The sequence below is a fragment of the Brevibacterium sp. 2SA genome, assembly GCF_005502845.1.
Lineage (GTDB): Bacteria > Actinomycetota > Actinomycetes > Actinomycetales > Brevibacteriaceae > Brevibacterium.
In genome coordinates this window covers 1-18548 of sequence record NZ_SCMW01000061.1, presented here as the reverse complement: position 1 = coordinate 18548, position 18548 = coordinate 1, and the positions used below count along the sequence as shown (strand labels likewise).

Annotated in this window: 18 protein-coding genes and 1 other RNA gene; 9 read left to right on the top strand and 10 right to left on the bottom strand. The window is 66.9% G+C overall.

Annotation, left to right across the window (positions count from 1 at the left end; genetic code table 11):
* The coding region (locus tag FFS20_RS15755; protein ID WP_171007115.1) for an FAD-dependent monooxygenase at positions 1–923 on the bottom strand (923 nt) is incomplete at its 3' end.
* A 227-nt stretch (positions 924–1150) separates the two neighbouring features.
* On the opposite strand from FFS20_RS15755, the gene FFS20_RS15750 reads away from it, so the two are divergent.
* Positions 1151–1933, top strand: coding sequence for an IclR family transcriptional regulator (locus FFS20_RS15750; RefSeq protein WP_171007114.1), 783 nt, complete (start codon positions 1151–1153; stop codon positions 1931–1933).
* A gap of 60 nt (positions 1934–1993) precedes the next feature.
* On the opposite strand, the gene FFS20_RS15745 is transcribed toward FFS20_RS15750, so the two are convergent.
* The 8 genes from FFS20_RS15745 to FFS20_RS15710 form a co-directional block, all read right to left on the bottom strand.
* Positions 1994–5560 (bottom strand): FtsK/SpoIIIE domain-containing protein, encoded by a 3567-nt coding sequence (locus FFS20_RS15745; protein WP_212743361.1) that lies wholly within the window; start codon positions 5558–5560, stop codon positions 1994–1996.
* 143 nt (positions 5561–5703) lie between these two features.
* Positions 5704–6153: a pilus assembly protein TadG-related protein gene (locus FFS20_RS15740; protein WP_171007113.1), complete on the bottom strand. Its 450-nt coding sequence runs from the start codon at positions 6151–6153 to the stop codon at positions 5704–5706.
* A gap of 13 nt (positions 6154–6166) precedes the next feature.
* On the bottom strand, positions 6167–6664 hold the full coding sequence (locus FFS20_RS15735; protein WP_249356897.1) for a hypothetical protein: 498 nt from the start codon (positions 6662–6664) through the stop codon (positions 6167–6169).
* Positions 6657–7046, bottom strand: a complete 390-nt coding sequence (locus tag FFS20_RS15730) for a TadE/TadG family type IV pilus assembly protein (RefSeq protein WP_249356896.1) — start codon at positions 7044–7046, stop codon at positions 6657–6659. Before FFS20_RS15730 ends, FFS20_RS15735 begins: the two co-directional genes overlap by 8 nt.
* Before the next feature lie 113 nt (positions 7047–7159).
* Positions 7160–7402 carry a hypothetical protein gene (locus FFS20_RS15725; RefSeq protein ID WP_249356895.1) on the bottom strand — a complete coding sequence of 81 codons (243 nt, stop codon included), beginning with the start codon at positions 7400–7402 and terminating at the stop codon, positions 7160–7162.
* A gap of 92 nt (positions 7403–7494) precedes the next feature.
* Positions 7495–8424 carry a type II secretion system F family protein gene (locus FFS20_RS15720; RefSeq protein WP_137826756.1) on the bottom strand — a complete coding sequence of 310 codons (930 nt, stop codon included), beginning with the start codon at positions 8422–8424 and terminating at the stop codon, positions 7495–7497.
* A complete protein-coding gene (locus FFS20_RS15715; protein WP_137826755.1) occupies positions 8424–9350 on the bottom strand; it encodes a type II secretion system F family protein in 927 nt (308 codons plus the stop codon). The genes FFS20_RS15720 and FFS20_RS15715 overlap by 1 nt, the downstream gene beginning before the upstream one ends.
* On the bottom strand, positions 9347–10570 hold the full coding sequence (locus tag FFS20_RS15710) for an ATPase, T2SS/T4P/T4SS family (RefSeq protein ID WP_137826754.1): 1224 nt from the start codon (positions 10568–10570) through the stop codon (positions 9347–9349). Before FFS20_RS15710 ends, FFS20_RS15715 begins: the two co-directional genes overlap by 4 nt.
* Positions 10571–10829: 259 nt before the next feature.
* Here FFS20_RS15710 and prfB point away from each other — a divergent pair, with 259 nt between their 5' ends.
* The 8 genes from prfB (at position 10830) to ssrA (ending at position 17490) form a co-directional block, all read left to right on the top strand.
* Complete coding sequence (gene prfB / locus FFS20_RS15705; protein WP_137826753.1) at positions 10830–11948, top strand: peptide chain release factor 2; 1119 nt, start codon at positions 10830–10832, stop codon at positions 11946–11948.
* 110 nt (positions 11949–12058) lie between these two features.
* A complete protein-coding gene (locus FFS20_RS15700) occupies positions 12059–12775 on the top strand; it encodes a type IV toxin-antitoxin system AbiEi family antitoxin domain-containing protein (RefSeq protein ID WP_137826752.1) in 717 nt (238 codons plus the stop codon).
* A 54-nt stretch (positions 12776–12829) separates the two neighbouring features.
* Positions 12830–13387 carry a nucleotidyl transferase AbiEii/AbiGii toxin family protein gene (locus tag FFS20_RS15695; RefSeq protein WP_137826751.1) on the top strand — a complete coding sequence of 186 codons (558 nt, stop codon included), beginning with the start codon at positions 12830–12832 and terminating at the stop codon, positions 13385–13387.
* A 128-nt stretch (positions 13388–13515) separates the two neighbouring features.
* A complete protein-coding gene (gene ftsE, locus FFS20_RS15690) occupies positions 13516–14205 on the top strand; it encodes a cell division ATP-binding protein FtsE (protein WP_137826750.1) in 690 nt (229 codons plus the stop codon).
* On the top strand, positions 14202–15116 hold the full coding sequence (gene ftsX, locus FFS20_RS15685) for a permease-like cell division protein FtsX (protein ID WP_137826749.1): 915 nt from the start codon (positions 14202–14204) through the stop codon (positions 15114–15116). The genes ftsE and ftsX overlap by 4 nt, the downstream gene beginning before the upstream one ends.
* Position 15117: 1 nt before the next feature.
* Positions 15118–16347, top strand: coding sequence for a M23 family metallopeptidase (locus tag FFS20_RS15680; RefSeq protein ID WP_137826748.1), 1230 nt, complete (start codon positions 15118–15120; stop codon positions 16345–16347).
* 165 nt (positions 16348–16512) lie between these two features.
* Positions 16513–16983 (top strand): SsrA-binding protein SmpB, encoded by a 471-nt coding sequence (gene smpB, locus FFS20_RS15675; protein ID WP_137826747.1) that lies wholly within the window; start codon positions 16513–16515, stop codon positions 16981–16983.
* A gap of 129 nt (positions 16984–17112) precedes the next feature.
* Positions 17113–17490: a transfer-messenger RNA gene (gene ssrA / locus FFS20_RS15670) on the top strand.
* Between the two features lie 507 nt (positions 17491–17997).
* On the opposite strand, the gene FFS20_RS15665 is transcribed toward ssrA, so the two are convergent.
* Entirely contained in the window at positions 17998–18414 is a 417-nt protein-coding gene (locus FFS20_RS15665) for a hypothetical protein (RefSeq protein WP_137826746.1), read from the bottom strand.
* Positions 18415–18548 lie beyond the last annotated feature (134 nt).

The window sequence follows — 18548 nt, the reverse complement described above, 5'->3', positions numbered from 1 at the left end:
CCCGCCCACGGAGGCATGAGGTGCGCAGCGTCGCCGACGAGGAACACCCTGTCCTGCCGCCAGCGTTCGGCCATGCGCTCATGGTGACGGTAGAAGGCGTGCTGGTGGATGTCGACGTCGTCCTCGGTCACGCCGAGGTCGGAGAGGAGAGGCCAGATCTTCTCCTGGGTGTCGAAGTCGGCTTCGGTCTCACCGGCACGCAGCGGTATCTCCCAGCGGTGGTTGCCCAACGGCAGTGGAATGTCGACGACAGGTCGGCGGTCGTCCGACCAGAAGGTGAGGTAGTCGCGGTCGGGCCACCAGCGCTTGACCCGGCAGTCGATGACGATCCAGAGCACATCGTGGGTGTCTCCGAGCAGCCGGAGGTTGAGTTGGCGTCGGACCACGCTGCTGCCGCCGTCGCAGCCGAGCACGTATTTCGCCCGGAAGGTGCCCACTTTCCCGGTGCTGACGCTCTGTGCAGTCACTGTGGCACCTTCGTCATCCTGGGTCACGGCGGTGACCTCCCAGCCATAGCGGACATCGATCTGATCAGCGAATCGATCGCCGCCGGCACGCAGCACAGGCTCCAGAGCCGGCTGGTAGACGTTGTAGAACCGGGTGCCTTCCACGGTTCCGAGTGTGGAGGGCGTGAAGCTCACGCGCATGAGTTCGGTGCCGTCGTAGGTCACCCAGCGCAGTGCGCGCTGCGGGTCGACGACCTTGAGGACCTCCTCGTCGAGTCCGAGTTCCTGGAAGATGCGCATCGTCCAGTCGTTGACGGTGACCGCTCGGGCACGAGGGTAGATGTCGACATCGCGTTCGAAGGCGATGACATTGTGATCGTAGGAGGCCAGCGTGTTGGCCGCGACGACTCCCGAGGGTCCGTATCCGATGATGATGACCTCGGCGTCGAACGCTGTCTCCGTGTGTTCGGCTGTCAAGGGCGTGCCTCCTGATCGACTCTGATCCTCATGGTGATCGCCCCGGGGCGGGGCGGAATGTGTGACGAAGCTAGCATCGGGCGAGCGCGCGATGTCAGCGGCCGTGCTGGTGAGTGGGACGGGGTATTCACCCGGTGTGCGAAATGACCGACACTGGTGAGACGGAGGCGCTGAGGACTCCGGAACGCCAGGTGTCGGTTGTGCGGTTCCTGGGAGAGGAGGGAACGATGAGGCATCCCGCTGAGCAGGACAGTCCGATCGCGGTCGTCGATCGGATCGCTTCGATCGTCAACTGCGTCGCCGCCGATGACGCACCGGTGTCGATCAGTGAGGTGGCGCGGAGAACGGGACTGCCGAAGTCGACGACGTCGCGGATCGTCAACTCTCTGCTGCCCCATGGTCTGCTCGAGATGGAGGACGACGGTCTCGTCCTGGGCCTGCGCTTCTTCGAACTCGGGGAGGTCGCATCCCGGCCGCGCAACCTGCGCCGGCTCACCCACGCTCATCTCGAGCGCCTGCGGCACGCCACCGGTCAGACGGTGCATCTGGCAGTCCTCGACGGCGCTCATGTCGTCTACATCGAGATTCGGCGTTCGCGGAGGATCCCGCATCTGCCCAGTCGGGTCGGAGGTCGCCTTCCGGCGCATGCCACCGGCGTGGGCAAAGTGCTTCTCGCCCACTCCCCGCCGAGCGTCGCCGAAGCCCTCATCGACAGCGGCCTCGAGCGGGTCGGACCGTGCACGATCGTCGACGGGGACCGTCTGCGCGCGGAGCTGTGGCGGGTCCGCTCACAAGGCGTCGCGATCGAACGGGAGGAGTCAGGGGAAGGTGTTGCGTGCGTCGCCGCGCCGATCATGGTGCGCGGCGGCGAGGAACCGATCGCCGCGCTCTCCGTCTCCGGTGCCCTCGCCGAGATGGATCTCGAGGCCTGTGAGCGCCGTCTGCGCGAGACAGTCACTGCGCTGAACGCACAAGCCGCCCGCCTGCCGTCGAGTTGGCGCATGTTGTAGGCGCTAACCCGCTCACAGGTGGTGTGATGACTCGATGTGATCGCCGCCGCGTCGCGATCATCATGCTGTCTCCACGGCCGGGAAGGCCGATCGTGCTGCCGTTCCGCCCGGCGGTGACTCGACGACTCTGATCGCTCGTGCTCGGGAGTCGGTGACGAACCAGCCCGTCCCTGCTGTGCCGTCGAGTGGCGGCAGGCGGGCGAATCCGAGAGCGGCGAGGTCCTGAGCGGTGTGACCGCCGAGGATGAGGGTGGGTCCGAGCGTCTGTGCGCTCGCCAGCGGCGAGCCGTAGCCGGGAGTGAAACGCAGCGGCATCGTCACCACGTGGAGGCCTGCACCCGTGAGGTCGAGCGTCGCAGGCTCCTCGCGATGCGCGTCGTCGTGGATCGTCAGCTGCGCGCGCTCGCCTCCGCTGAGCGTCCGGGCCAGAGACGTTTTCCCGCTCTGTGCCGATCCGCGCACCGTGAGCACGGGACCGTCCCTCGCCGGGTCCCACGACACGGGTTCTCCGAAGGCGTCGTTGCCGAGCGGAATCGTTCCGTCCCCCCTCCGACTCGGCGACGCTTGGGGAGCATCACCCGGTTCGTCGAGTCCCCGCCACCTCGGTGAGAAAGCCGACGGGCCGGCACCGCTGCGGGACGGAAGGAGCTGGACGTCGGCGCCGTCGCTCCCGCACTCAGCTGTGTGGGGGCCGACGAGCACGGCACGCAGACGCGGCCACGTTCCGAGGAATCGGTGGCGGGAGAGACCGACGTTGAGACCGTCCCCGCCGGCACTCGGCGGAAAGATGAGGTGAGTGCGGAACTGGGAGGAGACGCGCAGCCCCGGGCGGCACCCGGCAAGGAGGAACGTGAGTCTGAGGTCGCGGGAATGGGAGAGGAGACCCTCCAGCGTCGCCGCCGTGTGATGGTCGAGGGAATCGATGAGTTCACCCCAGTTCCCGCACACGACGAGAGTCGGCGGCCGAGCCCGGGCACTGCCGGCCGAGCCCGAACTCGGTGGGCGGTCCAGATGGTCGAGGATCGCATGGAGGCGCCACCCGGCATGCATCCCGCAGGAGATCGCCGCCTCGTCGATGACCTCGGCGATCCGGCCGAGCGCGACGATGCGGTGGGTGCCGGCCGCCGACTCAGCCAGCGTCACGAGGATGGCGGTCGGGTCGTCGTCGGTGATGACGATGGTCGACCCGTCCTGCGCGGGATCATAGGACCACTCGATCTGCCGCTGGGCGGCGGGGAGGTCGACGATCCCGGTGACAGGCGGCCGGGACGGCGCGCTCGCCGTGGTGCTCGGGAGGTCATCGACCGTCGGCAGCGGAGGGGGCACGACGGACCGTGGCGCATCGCCGGTGTGCCAGCGCGCCGCGGTGAGGAGGTTGTCGATGCGGATCCCCGTGAGGGCAGCGCTCGCCTGCACGGCACGACCGGGTTGCCACGGTCGCAGTCGAGGACGCTGCGCGGCCGACTCAGGCGCCTCCTCGGTGAGGGGAACGGCAACCCGGAAGCGAACGAGCGCGGACCCCGCATCGAGGAGAGCGGCCCCGGGACGGTCCGGCGGAAGACGGGCGGCATCGGCAACGCCGATGACGTCGGAGGAGTCGGCGTCGTCGCGCACGCGCAGGCAGATCCGGATGCTGATGTTCGCTTTCATGTGCCCGGTGACGATGCCGAGCGGTCGTTGGGTCGCGAGGATGAGATGGACGCCCAGAGACCGGCCGAGGGCGGCAAGATGCTCGAGCAGGTCCGCGGCCCGGGGATGTGCGGTCATCAGCGCGTGGAACTCGTCGATGACGACGACGAGCCGTGGGGGAGGATCGTCGAGGTCGAGGATGTCAGCGCACCCGCGGTCGGCGAGCAGTCGTTCGCGCCGGGTGATCTCCGCACGAACGGAAACAAGCGCCCGGAACGCCGCCGCCGAGTCGAAGTCGTCGAGGACGCAGTCGGTGTGCGGCAGTCGTGACAGGGGAGCGAACGTCGCTCCGCCCTTGAAGTCGATGAGGACGAGGGTCAACCGCTCGGGTGGATGGTGCAGGGCCAGTGACAGCAGCCACGACTGGAGGAGCATCGACTTGCCGCTGCCGGTGGTGCCGGCCACGAGAGCGTGCGGACCGTCGCCGAAGAGGTCGATGCCGACAGTCCCGAGAGGTCCACGGCCGACGGGGACGGCCCCCGGATGCGGCTGCCGCCAGCGGGTCGCGATGCGTTCGGGGTCATCATCGCAGAGCTCTCCGAGTCCGTGGCAGGGGAACGAGTCCGCGCCGGCCGACGGCCTCCCGGCGCGCACGAGTGTGAGGAATCGGGCCGGCGGCATCTGGGTCGCCGTGAACGCTCGGCCGGGCACCGGGCCCTCGAGCGCCGTCGACGTCGTCGTCCGCGCTTGCGCGAGATCGCCGAGGACAAGGGAGACGGTCCGCTTCGACTGGGGCGCCCCGAGGCGGAGGGTGGACACGGTGCCCTCGGTCCGCAGGTCGACGCCGATGCGCTCCGAGGAGTGAGTCGCCGTGGTGGCGGGTTCGTCCTCAGCGAGCGCGCCGACGAGTTCCGGCAGCGCCTGCACTTCGGCCGACGGTGCCCACGCCCACCGGCGGTCGGCCAGCCAGGCGAGCATCATCGGCAGCAGGTGCGCGCGTTCACCGGTGACGACCACTGTGGTCGATCGCGGGTCGATGCAGATGGGGACGTCGCTGACGACGGCGTGGTCGTCGAAGCGATCGATGCGGTCCTCGATCTCGGGTGCCAGTGTGATGCGGCTGAGGATCGCGCCGAACCCCAGACATAGGCCCGGTGTGGCTCGTGCCGTGCGCTGTCGCTGCGCGATGAGACCGAACGCTCTCGACGAGGCATCGTCGATCGCGTGTGCGCGCTCGAGCCGGTGCCTCTCTACGTCCCGGGCATAGCGGCGCTTCTCGACGAGGTGGGCGATGTATCCCGATAGGGGTGCCGAGAGGCTGAAGAGCAGAAACCACCACATGCCGGTGAGCAGCGCGAGGGCGACGCCGATGCCGATGGGTATGAGAAACGCCCACCACTGCGGCGGACGGGCCGCGCGCGGTTCCTCGACCGCGTGCGGTGCGACATGGATCGTGTCGCTGCCGACGGTGCTCAGTGCCCCGCCGGTCGGAGCCTCAGGCAGCTGATCACGGTCGAGATCGGGAAGGAACACGGTGGACCCGAAGAGGCTCTGCGTGCGCAGCCCCGCGGGGGCGAGGCGGAGTCTGACCGGAGTGCGCGAGAGGCAGGGGTCGGCGACGAGGAGGCTGTCGGGAGACGGGACACGACCGATCAGGGTCTGGCGGGGGTCGATGGCGAGGGTGTAGCCCGAATCGGGGCCGGCGAGCACTGTCACCGTCGTGCTGCCGCTGCCGTGGTCGAAGGCCCCGCCCCCGAGGAGGGTGACCGGGTGGAGTCCGCGCCATTGACCCCACGTCATCGTCTCAACCCGGGCAGCTGGATCATCGGGTGGTGGAAGGGCGCCCGGGTTGGAGGCGAGGAGATCGTCGACGGTGACCGGCTCGTCGATGACGGAGCGGAGCACGTCGAGGACCGGCTGCTCGCCGTCGGCGTCGAGGACGTCTGTGCGCACGGCACCGCTGACCTCGACTCGCTGGACGACTCCGCTGACCTTCATCGCATCAGGGTCTGTCGAACCGGCGCCGGTCGGCAAGCGGTCATTTTCTCCCTGTGGATGGCCGCTGGGCGTTCACAGGCTCACAGCACGCGAGTCCATCCGCTGTCCACAGGTCCGGGCACGCGAGTCCGCGGGCACCGCTGTCATGAGATCCGCAGTGATCCTCGCGCCGAGGCGGTGGCACTGAGTTCGATGAGCCCGGGAACGAAGGGGGAGAGCAACGCGGGGGTGTAGTCGGCGCGCAGGCGGATGACGACCGAGGCCTCACCGTCGACCTCGGCCCGGATGCCGACGTTGTCGAGTCCTTCGGGTGAGGGGACGGCCGAGACGTAGCGCGCGGCTGCGCGCTGTGCCGCCGGTGGTGAGAACACGAGTCCGGGTTCTCCGTCAGGGGCGGGTTCGAACGAGTCGGAGGCCGCGAGGGCTGCCGAATCGGCCATCGCCTGGAGTTCGCGACGAGCCATGTGCAGGTCCGTGAGGGCGGCGATGAGGAACGCGAGGAGGAGCGCGATGACGACGAAGCCGATCGCCAGGGGAGTGATCGACCCCTCGTCGGCCAGGCGGTGACTGGAACCGGTGGACCTCGCCGACACGGACATCACCGGCTCACCCGTTCCCGGTGGTCGCGACGACATCGGAATGCGAGGCACGCATGGTGATGTGCGGGGAGTTCTCCGAGCCGAAGATCAAGGGGATCCCTGGCAGCGGAACCCGCGTTTCGACGTCAGCGGTGACGAGAGACCCCGCGCGTCCACAGGGTCCTGAACATGAGTAGGTGATGGTGATAGGGACATCGCGGAGCCCGAAGTCGGCGAAGTGCATGGCGGCGACATCCTCGGCGCGCTGCTGTGAGGGGTTCGCGTCGCGGGCGGCGATCCGGGAGGCCGACACTGCCGCCGAGGTCGTCGCGTACCCGGCCGCCTGCAACTGGGAGAGCGCGAGCATGAGGTAGACGACGGGGATGAGGAGGATGACGGCGGCGAAGATGAACTCGATGACCGCAGTCCCGGCATCGGGGAGAGCGAACCTGACCTGCGACTCGGCCGCCGAGGCGTCCGGTGGGTCGGCAGGGCCGGGGGACGGGAGGACGGCGGGTTCAGTCACGGTCGATGTCCTCGACGATCGAGCGTCCCCGCAGGTCCCACACCTCGGCGGGTCCCCAGAGCCCGAGCACGGGCAGCGGAGTGCGGACCCGGACTTCGACGATCTCGACGCTCCCGTTGCTCTCGGTGTCGACGGAGATCGCCTCGGCATACCGTTCGCCGAGCGCGGCCGTGATGAGCTCCGCGGTCAGCCGCCTGCCGTCGCCGGCCGTCTGATCGGCGAGTCCGGCCTGCCTAGCACCGGCGATGGCCGAGTCGATGACGGTGTTGCGGACGTGGATGACCAGGCCGATCTGCAGGGCGCCGGCGAGAACGAGGGCGAGCAGAGACGCGACGAGGGCGAACTCCGCGATCGCGGATCCGGTGTCGGCGCCCCCGACCACGCCATCCTCGGAAACCGCACCCACCTCGGCCGCGTCACCCGTCGGCGGGGACGTAGCCGCGTCACTCGTCGGCGGGGACGCAGCATCAGGGGACCCGCCGCGCAGTGCTCGGCTCACCCGGCACCTCGGACCTTGTTCATCGCGTCCTCGAACATCGTGGTGAAGGCTTCGCCGGCGAGCGCCCAGAGGGCGACGACGAGGCCCGCGGTCATCAGTGTGATGAGCACCCAGCCGGGCACATCGCCGCGATCGGGACGGTCGCCGCGGTGCCCGTCGTCGCCGGTGCCGTGTCGGGTTCCCGGCGGGGCAACGTCGTCGCCGATCCACCCGAGGGTGAGCAGGGTCAGGTGTGTCATGAACCGGTGGAACATCATGTCTCCTTCTTCGTTGCGACGGTCGGTGGGCGGGGAGGTCGGGCAGGGGAGCGGAAAGCGGATGGATGCCTCGGTCAGGGGCTGAGGTCGAGGACGGCGAGGGAGGGGAAGACGGCGAAGATCACGGTGACGGGCAGGACGAAGACGACGACGGGAATGAGCATGCCGATCTCCTTGCGTCCGGAGAGTTCGAGGAGACGCCGCCGCGACTGCTCGCGGACGTCGGCGGCCTGGGAGCGCAGCACCTCGGCGAGTGGGGTGCCGCGGGTCATCGAGACGGCGAGTCCGTCGACGAACTGGACGATCTCCGGGATCGCGATGCGCGTCGCCATCTGGTCGAGGGCCTCGACGAGGGGAGTGCCGGTCCGGGTCGCCGACAGCGCGGTGCGCAGTTCGTCGACGAGGTCGCCCGAACAGGTCCGGCACACCCGCTCGAGTGCTTCGACGATCCCCTCACCTGCGGTGATCGAGAGAGCGAGGAGTTCTGCGACGGTGGGGAACTCGGCGAGGATGCGGGATTCGTGGCGGGCGATCGCCTGGCTGAGACGCCAGTCGTTGACGATGTGGCCGGCGACCCCACCGCTGATGACGAGGACGATGACGACGATGGCGGAGAACCCGCGCTGTGCGGTGATGAGACCGGCGAGGCCGCCGCCGGCGATCATGCCGACGAGGATGCTGAGGATCTGATTCGTTCGGAAGCGCTCGATCGTCGCTCGCCCACCGAGGCGGCCGATGCGCAGGTTGAGGGTCGCATCGGTGGTGATGCGCGAGGTCACCCATGTCGTCGCCGTCAGGGCCGCCTGCCGCAGCGCCCCGAGGAGGCCCTCTTTCCGGGGCGTCGGCGGGGCGTAGACGTCGACGAGTGCTTCCTGATCGCGCAGGTACGGTGCGATCCGCGACGACAGGGTCGGGCGCCGCAGCGGAGGCAGGGCGAGGACGAACACGGTGAGGGCAACGCCGTTGAATGTGCCGAGGAGCAGGAGAGTGAGCGGGTCGATCATCAGGCCTCACCCGCCTCGGCGCTGCGGTGGAACGGGGACCGGGTCAGGGAGGAGCCCTCGATGACGCGCGGTTCCTGCGGAAGGCGGCCGATCCGCTTCATCGCCTGGTAGGCGAGGAGGGAGACGACGAATCCGGCGGCGAGCAGAAGGAGCCCGGCTTGTGAGTTGTAGGCCGCAGCGGTCTCAGGGCGGGTCGAGAGGAACGCGAGGACGACCCAGGGGGCGGCGACGGCCAAGCGGGCGCCGTTGACGGTCCACTGCTGGCGGGCGGAGAGTTCGTTGCGGGTGCGCGCGTCGTCGCGGACGAACTGGGCGAGAGCCCGCAGCATCGTGCCCAGGTCGCTGCCGCCGACCTGCCGGGTCACGCTCAGGGCCGCGACGATGCGGTCGGCGACGGGGTCGGCGCTGACCTGGCGGAAGCGTTCGAGGGCGATCGCGAACGAGCCGCTCGCACGGTACTCCTCGGCGAAGACCTCGAAGAGCGGCCGCAGCGGCTCCGGTCCGCGGTGGGCGAGCGAACTCAGCGCTTCGGGCAGTGAGAGTCCCGCGCGCACGCCGGAATTGAGATGGTCGAGGGTCTCGGGCCAGAGTTCGCGACGCAGCACCTGCTTCGAGCGCGCACGGTGCTGCAGATACCGGTAGGGCAGCCATGAGGCGAAGAGGCCGAAGCACAGCGCGATCGCCCACGAGCGGGTGAGCACGGTGGCGACGACGGTGACGGTGAGGAAGACGGCGATCGTGAGGAGGAGCAGGTGGAGGGGACGCAGGCGGGGGAATCCCGCACCGGTGAGCACGTCGTCGAGTTCGCGGATCCACCGCCGCTGCTGCCGTCGCCTCGCCGTCTGCTCCCACAGGGACATCCAGATGAGCAGCAGTCCCGCGCCGAGGCAGGCTCCCACGAGCAGGCTCAGCTGCGAGTAGCTCATGCCGCTTCCAAGATCTGGTGGAGGTCCTTGCCGATCGCGGAGAAGCGCTCGCCGAGGTGGCCGAATCCCTGTCCGCGCACCAGCGTCCCGTGCGGGGAATGGAAGAGGGTGTCGAGTTCGATGACGTCGCCTTCGACTCCGCCGGGCACGGCGCAGATCTCGTCGACGTGGCGGATCCCGCTGTTGTCGCGGCGCAGGTGGACGACGACGTCGATGCTCACCGCCACCGTCGGGACGACGAACGATGAGGAGATGTTCGCCCCGGCGAGCAGCGGCAGGGTCGAGATCTTCGTGATCGCCGCACGCGCGGAGTTCGCATGGATCGTGCCCATGCCGGGCAGGCCCGAATTCAGGGCGACGAGGAGGTCGAGGCTCTCGGCTTCCCGGACCTCTCCGACGATGATCCGCGTCGGGCGCATTCGCAGGGCCTCCTTGACGAGTGCGCGGAGGGTCACGGCACCGGTGCCTTCGAGCGAGGGCTGGCGGCACTGCATCGGGACCCAGTCGCGGCTGGGGAGGTTGAGTTCGAAGACCTCCTCGCAGCTGACGATGCGTTCGCGGGCGGGAATCGACCCGGCCAGAGCGTTGAGCATCGTCGTTTTCCCTGCCTGGGTGGCGCCGGAGACGAGGATGTTCGCCCCGCAGCTCACGGCGGCGTCGAGGAAGCGGGCGGCCGGGGGAGTGAGCGATCCCTGGGCGACGAGGGCGGCGAGGTTGCGGGGCCGCTGGATGAACTTGCGGATGTTCACTGCCGGGGAGGATCGGGTGATGTCGGGGAGGACGACGTGGAGCCGGGAGCCGTCGGGAAGCATGGCGTCGACGAAGGGCTGTGAGAGGTCGACACGGCGGCCCGAGGTGCGCAGCATCCGCTCGATGAGGTCATCGAGTTCGCCGCCGGTCAGCTTCGTCGTCGTGAGCTGGTGGACACCGTCGACGGCGATGAAGACCTCGCTCGGCGAGTTGATCCAGATCTCCTCGACCCGGGGGTCCTCGAAGTAGTCCTGAAGAGCTCCGTAGCCGGAGAGCTGATTGTCGATGAATCGGAACGTCGCCTCTTTGTCCGTCAGCGGCGGAAGGTCAGCGGTGAGGCTGCGCTCGTCGTACTCGGAGATCACCGAGCGGATGACTTCGCGGGAGCGCTGCACATCGGTTCGCGGATCCACGTCGAGGTCTCGGATCCTCTTGTGGACCTCGCTGGTGATGACCTCGGTGGCTTCCACAGTGAATCCCTCGGTGGCGATCGGCGAGTCCGTCGGTGTGAGCGGCGGGCAATAGGTTGTCAATGTATCCGCGAAATTCCCATTTATCCAGACTTTCTCACAATCTGTGGATAACTTCGGGTGGTGTTAGAGAAATGCCATGGATGTAGTTAAGGACGCGTTCCGGTGAGGTGCTGTGCGTCCTGATCCGTCTGCTGTCCGCGTCCGGGCGGTCGGCAGTTCCGACGGCGTGTGTCCCATGGACTAGAATCGAGGCATTATGGCCACGACTGATCACGCTTCCGAAATCGCCAACCTCCGCAGCACCTATCAGGCGATCCTCGACGTCTCCGACCTGCCGACTCTGCGTGACGAGGTCGCCGAGCTCACCGAGGAAGCATCGGCTCCGACGTTCTGGGACGACCCCGATTCGGCGCAGAAGACCTCGGCGAAGCTCTCGCACAAGCAGGGCACGCTCGAGAAGCTCGAGAAGTTCGGAGAGCGCATCGACGATGCCGAGCTCCTCATCGAGATGTCCGAGGCCGAAGGCGACTCGGACTCGCTCGTCGAAGCCGAACGCGATATCGCCAAGCTCAAGGATCAGCTCGGCGAGCTCGAGATCTCGACCCTGCTCTCCGGCGAATACGATGAGCGCTCGGCGGTCGTCACCGTCCGTTCCGGTGCCGGCGGCGACGACGCGACGGATTGGGCGCAGATGCTCATCCGCATGTACATCCGCTGGGCTGAGGGCCGCGGCTACAATGTCCAGGAGCTCGACACCTCCTACGCCGAAGGCGCCGGTATCAAGTCGGCGACGATCCAGGTCAACGCCCCCTACGCCTACGGCACGCTGTCGGTCGAGGCCGGCACGCATCGCCTCGTGCGCATCAGCCCCTTCGACAATCAGGGCCGCCGCCAGACCTCCTTCGCCGCCGTCGAGGTCGTCCCGCTCATCGAGTCGACCGACCACATCGAGGTCGACGAGAACGACCTGCGCATCGACGTCTACCGGTCCTCGGGACCCGGCGGCCAGTCCGTCAACACGACGGACTCCGCCGTGCGCATCACGCACCTGCCGACCGGCGTCGTCGTGAGCATGCAGAACGAGAAGTCGCAGATCCAGAACAAGGAGGCCGCGATGCGCGTCCTCCAGTCACGCCTCCTCGAGCGCAAGCGCCAGGAGGAGGCCGCGCAGAAGAAGGAGCTCGCCGGCGACATCAAGGCGAGCTGGGGCGATCAGATGCGCTCGTACGTCACGCACCCCTACCAGATGGTCAAGGATCTGCGCACCGGGTACGAGGTCAACAACCCCCAGGCCGTCTTCGACGGCGACCTCGACGGACTCATCGAAGCGGGCATCCGCTGGCGCAAGCAGCAGGAGAACGCCGAGGAGGAGTGACGCCGCCGCGCCACCGCCTCGGCGAGCTCGGTGCCCGAGGTTGAAGCGCAACCGACACGGTCCTTGCGGTGACCTACCCCGAATGTATCGAATAGAGATACAATCGGGGTATGGCGCAAGCGGTTGTCGACGTCCTCGAGCTTGCCGCTGAACAGCAGGGTCTTCTTACCACGCACCAGGCGCAGCGGCGGGGCATCTCCCGCCTTGCCCTGAGTCGGCTGGCGGGTCAGGGCATCATTGAGCGCGTCTCACATGGCGTCTACGCGACTCTCGAAGGGGCGACAGGGCCTCACATCGAACTGATCGCTGCGTGGCTGTCTCTTGAGCCCGAACGCTTCGCCCATGAACGACTTGGCGCGGGCCCCGAGGGATTCACGGTCACTCACCGCTCCGCTGCAGAGCTCATGGGCCTGGGCCAGATGGTTCCCGACAAGCTCGAGTTCGTGTCGACCAGGCGGAAGCGCACCGGACTGCAGCAGGTGCGCCTGCGTCGTAGATCGATCGGCAATGACGACATTGCCATCATCGCAGGACTGCCGTGTACGACGGTTGAGCGAACCATCGCCGATCTTGTCGAATCGCGGGAGGACCTGTCGCTGGTCTCCGATGTCGTCGCTGATGCGGAGCCCGGCTCCATTGACTTCGAGAAGTTATCGGATCTTCTCGAACCGCTCGCGCGTAGGAACGGCCGCGAATCGGGAAGCGATCTTCTCAGACTCCTGATCAGCGGGTCGCGACGCGAGGCCGAACTGCTCGAGGCCGCGCGTCTGACCTCTCTGTCCGCCGACCGCGACTCGTCCCGAATCACCGCGGCAGGGCCGAAGTGATCGGGGAGAGGGCCTCTATGGCTGCGCAGGATGTCGCATGAGCGCGACGAGTGAATACTCGAGTCCGCGAGCTGTGCTGCAGGCCATCACCGCGGCGGCAAAGCGTCATGCACTGATTCTCAACACCACTGTCGATGCGATGATGCAGATGGAATACCGGAACAGGTTCCTAGCCCGCGTGTTCAGTTCCGCCTTTACCCGTTGGTCGATCAGATTGCGGACAAGGTCGCCGCGATGACCGAAGTGCATTCGGGTGGCCGCCGATCGACCAGGTCCAGGGACTTGGTCGATATAGTCACGTATGCCTCGACACAAGCGTTCGAGAGCCGACCGTTGGCGCAGGCCATTGCAGCGGAAATGAGGCTGAGGCGCCTGCCGGACGATGATATCGCCGGTCGTATACCAGCTGAGGACTGGCGTGCGCGGTATGCGGTCGAAGCGGCACGGATCACCCACTGTCGCCGCCATCCGACGATCTCGGACGCCGTCGACCTCGTCAGGACGTTCATCGACGACGCTCTCGCCGAGACCACAGCAGCGAAGCGATGGAATCCAGACCTCTTGGAGTGGGAACGCACCGACCCCACGCCGCCACCGCCTCGGCGCGGGTGAACGCATCGTGGTGGGACTGTGAACTTCATCAGATGCGCAACACACGCCCCGCCGCCTCCGCGCACATCACGGAACTGTTACGTACAGTGGAAGCGGCCGAGCCATCCGCGACACGATTGAAGACCCTCTTGATCACATTCGACTCCGTTTCGAAGTCCTACGACACCCGCACCCGGGCGGCCCTCGACTCCATCTCGTTCGAGGCTGACCGCGGGGAATTCGTGTTCCTCGTCGGAGCCTCAGGATCGGGCAAGTCGACGGTCATCCGCCTCATCCTCCGCGAAGAGGTGCCGACGAAGGGGCGGATCTCCGTGGCGGGGAAGTCCGTGGTGAAGATGCCGTCCTGGCGAGTGCCCTACCTGCGACGCGGCATCGGCACGGTGTTCCAGGACTTCCGGCTGCTGCCGAACAAGACGGTCTTCGCCAACGTCGCCTTCGCCCTCCAGGTCATCGGCAAGTCACGGGCGTCGATGTCGACGCTCGTGCCCGACGTCCTCGAGACCGTGGGCCTGGCCGGCAAGGAGAAGCGCTACCCGTACGAGCTCTCCGGCGGTGAGCAGCAGCGCGTCGCGATCGCCCGCGCCGTCGTCAACAAGCCGGGGATCCTCCTCGCCGACGAACCGACGGGCAACCTCGACCCCGTGACCAGCGCTGACATCATGTCGGTGCTCGAGAAGATCAACCGCAACGGCACCACCGTGCTCATGGCCACGCACGACGGGGAGATCGTCAACCGGATGGCCAAGCGCGTCATCGAGCTCAAAGAGGGCCGCATCGTCCGCGACGTCGAGCACGGCACGTACGGAGTCGCCTCATGAGAGCCGGCTTCATCCTCTCCGAGGTCGGATCGGGCCTGAAGAAGAACTTCTCGATGGTCCTCTCCGTCGTCCTCGTCACCTTCGTCTCCCTCCTCTTCGTCGGCGCCGCGATCCTCCTGCAGATGCAGGTCGGGCAGATGAAGGACTACTGGTACGACCGCGTCCAGGTCTCGATCTTCCTCTGCCCGCCGGATTCCGAGGCGACGAACTGCGTCGACGGCGAGGTCACCGACACGCAGAAGAAGAACATCGAGGACGCGCTCTCCAGCTCCGATCTCGCCCCGTACGTCGACACCGTCTACTTCGAGGACAAGGCCGAGGCCTACCAGCGCTTCCAGGACCAGTTCGCGGGCACGAGCCTCGAGGGCACCGTGCCCGAGGAGGACATGAACGAGTCCTTCCGGGTCAAGCTCAAGGACGCCGAGCAGTACCAGATCATCAACGAGTACTTCTCCTCGACCCAGGGCGTCGAAGAGGTCGTCGACCAGAATCAGCTCCTCGACCGCCTCTTCGGGGTCCTCAACGTCGCCACCGTCGTCGCGATCGCGATCGCCGGCATCATGCTCCTGTGCGCGATGCTGCTCATCGCCACGACGATCCGCCTCTCCGCGTTCGCCAGACGCAGGGAGACGGGGATCATGCGCCTCGTCGGCGCCTCGAACTCCTTCATCCAGCTCCCGTTCCTCCTCGAAGGCGTCATCGCCGCAGCGATCGGTGCGGGGCTCGCCGCCGGCTCGCTGGGCCTGCTCGTCCACTTCGGGGTGAGCGGCTGGCTGCAGGACCAGGCGACCGGGTTCAGTCTCATCTCCGGCGTCGACGTCCTCATCGTCGCCCCGATCCTCCTCGTCATCGGCATCGTCATGGCCGGTGCCTCCTCCCTCATCACACTCAACAAGTACACGAAGGTCTGAGATGAAACGCAGGCTTCCCCTTCTCGTCACGGCTGCTGTGCTTGCCGTCGTCATGCCGGTCACCTCGGCGACGGCGAATCCGCGCGACGACAAGAACAAGGTCGACGAACGCGTCAAGGAGCTTCAGCAGGAGTTCGAGGGCCTCGACGAGGACCTCGCCCGGGTCATCGCCGAACGCGACGAGGCCAAGGAGGCCCTGCCGGCCGCGGAGGAAGCGTCCCAGAAGGCTGACGACGCCCTCGCCGAGGCGGTGCAGAAGGATGAGGACCTCGCCGCCCGTCTGACCTCGGCGGAGAACGCGCAGTCCGATCTCAAGGACGAGATCCAGCAGGGCACGGACGAGATCGAGAAGAACCGCACCGCGGCGGCGCGGATCGGTCGGCAGGCGTACCAGAACTCCGGCATCACCTCTGACCTCGCGATGCTGCTCCAGATGGCCGAGGGCACGAGTGCCGACGGCGGCATCGGCCGCGTCGACTCCGCGGTGCGGTCCCAGCAGCGCACGATCGATGACCTCTCCGAGCAGCGCGCGCTCAATGAGAACAACGAGGAGCGCCTTTCCGGGGTCACCGATGAGATCTCGGATCTCAAGGATGAGGCCGCCGAGGCGGTCATAGCGAAGGAGGCCGCCCAGGCCGACGCGAAGAAGAAGGCCGACGACCTCAACAACCTCATCTCCGCCAAGGACGACGCCGAGCAGACGATCTCGGACAACAAGGACAAGACCGAGCAGCAGCTCGCCGATGAGAAGGCGGAGCAGGAGCGGCTCGCGAAGGAGGTCCGCGAGTGGGAGAAGGAGCAGGAGGCGAAGGGCAACTTCGTCTACGGCGACGGTGTCCTCGCCAACCCCGCCGAGGGCTTCCCGATCACCTCGCAGTTCGGCTACCGCATCCACCCGATCACGGGCAACCGGAAGCTGCACACCGGCACCGACTTCGGAGTGCCCTGCGGAACGTCGATCCGGGCGGCCGGTGACGGCGTCGTCGTCAGCGCCGGGTGGGCCGGAGGCTACGGCAATCGTGTCGTCATCTCCCACGGCAAGATTGACGGCAAGTCGATCGCCTCGACGTACAACCACAACACGAGCCTGAGCGTGAAGGCCGGGCAGAAGGTGAAGAAGGGCGACGTCATCTCCCAGTCGGGCACGACCGGCGCCTCGACCGGCTGCCACCTCCACTTCGAGATCATGGAGAACGGCGGCTACGTCAACGCGATGCCGTTCATCTCGTAAGTCGCTTCTTCCGGCGGTCACGGCGGGTGCGCCGGAACTGCAGATGGGATAGACTGGTGGGTCTGCGTGTGCAGGTCCGTGGCGGTCATCGCACCGCCCACCGGGCACAGCGGACACGAGCATCACACGAGAGCATCGGACAAGAGGAGAGAGAGGAGGCCGGTCATGCCGAAGGACACCGGGAAGAAGGTCATCGCGAGGAACCGCAAGGCACGCCACGACTACCACATCGAGGACACGTGGGAGGCCGGCCTCGTCCTCACCGGCACCGAGGTGAAGTCGCTGCGTGAGGGCAGGGCGTCGCTGACGGACGGGTTCGCGCTCATCTTCCAGAACGAAGCGTGGCTGGAGAACGTCTACATCCCCGAATACCTTCAGGGCACGTGGACGAACCACGCGGCCCGGCGCCGGCGCAAGCTGCTGCTCCACCGGGAGGAGATCCTCAAGATCTCGCAGAAGGTCAAGGAATCGGGGCGCACCCTCATCCCTCTCGAACTCTACTTCGAAGGGTCCCGGGTCAAGGTCGAGATCGCTCTGGCCCGCGGCAAGCGCGATTGGGACAAGCGGCAGTCGCTGCGCGAAGCCCAGGACAAGCGCGAGGCCGAGCGGGCGATGAAGTCCAAGCAGTACCTCTGAGCCTTTCACCGGACCCCCCGGGAATGCAATTGGCCCGGTCGGTGTTGAGAGAGTATGCTGGTGTTCCTGCCCAGCGGCAGAGCCTGTTCGTCCAGGTGATGTCGGTGAGCAGGGTTGGCAACAGAATATGGGGATGATCGGTTTCGACGTTGGACACTGCGTCGGGAGAAGCGGGCCGAGAATGCAGAGTCACCTCGTTAATGTCCTCTGCAAAACAATAGGTGCTAAATCTGAAAACCGCACCGATTTCGCCCTCGCTGCCTGATAGAGCGCGAGCTGCGAATCCGTCAGCCTAGAGTTGCCTCTGCTCTAGATCCTGGCGTCGCTTAAGAGGCCACTGCTTCGGATGCACGTTGGGGGCATCTGAGGGACTCTTACCCAACTCCGTTCGTTGGTCTACGTGTTCGTGCGATGACCAGAACCTAAGAAACTGCCTCACGAACTGCGCCCGGAGAAGTCCTGACAATCTGCCGACGGACGCGGGTTCGATTCCCGCCATCTCCACTTTCGATTAGAGCCCGGCGACTCAGACCCTTGAGTTGCCGGGCTTCTTCGTGTCTGGGCTGGGATTTCGGGACACGGACCGGGTGGTTTGCGTTCGATTAATATGAAACAGTATGAAACGGGTGGCGGTAGTTCAGCCCCCACTCAGCCCCCACGGGCCACCACACACCTCCCAGGGCGGGGAGGCACCCGAGGAGACACACTGGCATCCAGACAGTTCGGCACCATCGAGACCAAAAACGGGCGGTTGCGCGCACGGTACAACGCGCCCGACGGCACCCGACCGTCGAAGGTGTTCCCGACGAACGCCATGACCACCGCCAGAGAATATCGGTCCGCGGCCGACCAGTGTACCGAAGAGGATTCGGCGCGTGAACCGGAGGCCCAGGACCGTGCAGACCCGCGAGTACCGGTACCAACGCCCACGTTCGCACATGCCTCGGGCATGACGTGCAGAACAGTATTTGCCCCGCCTCGGCAGTTCTGAGACGGGCGCCGTACACGGTGGGATCAGATGTTCTCCCCGCCGAAGTAGAAGGTGTCGGGGGCGAAGCTGGGCGCGATCCCGAACTGCACCCACGACGGGTCGCTGATCGCGTAGGCGAGGGTCACGGTCTTGGAGTCCCCGCCCTCGATAGTCCCGAAGTCGGGGACCGCGGCCCAGTCATTGTCGCCGTCGATCACCACGTCAACAACTCCGGTCGCGTCGGTGACCTGCACGGTCGCTGGCTCCGCGTTGAACGGTGACCCTTCCGGGACTTCGATGGTGGCCTCGAACACGTAGGCTTCGGACGCGTCGGTGGCCGCAATGTCGCTGACGGGCTGTGGTCCGAGGGACTTGACGCTGACGATGATTCCGGTGTCGGGGGCGCGTACCCGGTCCCCGAACTCGAACAGTTCGTCTCCCGTCCCGGCGAGTTCCTTCACGCCATCGGCGTCCGGGGCGGTCTGGGCTGTGTCAAGTTTCGTAGACGATCTCTTTGTGGATCAGGCGGCGATCGCGGCCTGAAGGGTGTAGTCGGCGCGCGCTTCGGCGGGCGTGCGGTAGCCGAGGCTCGAGT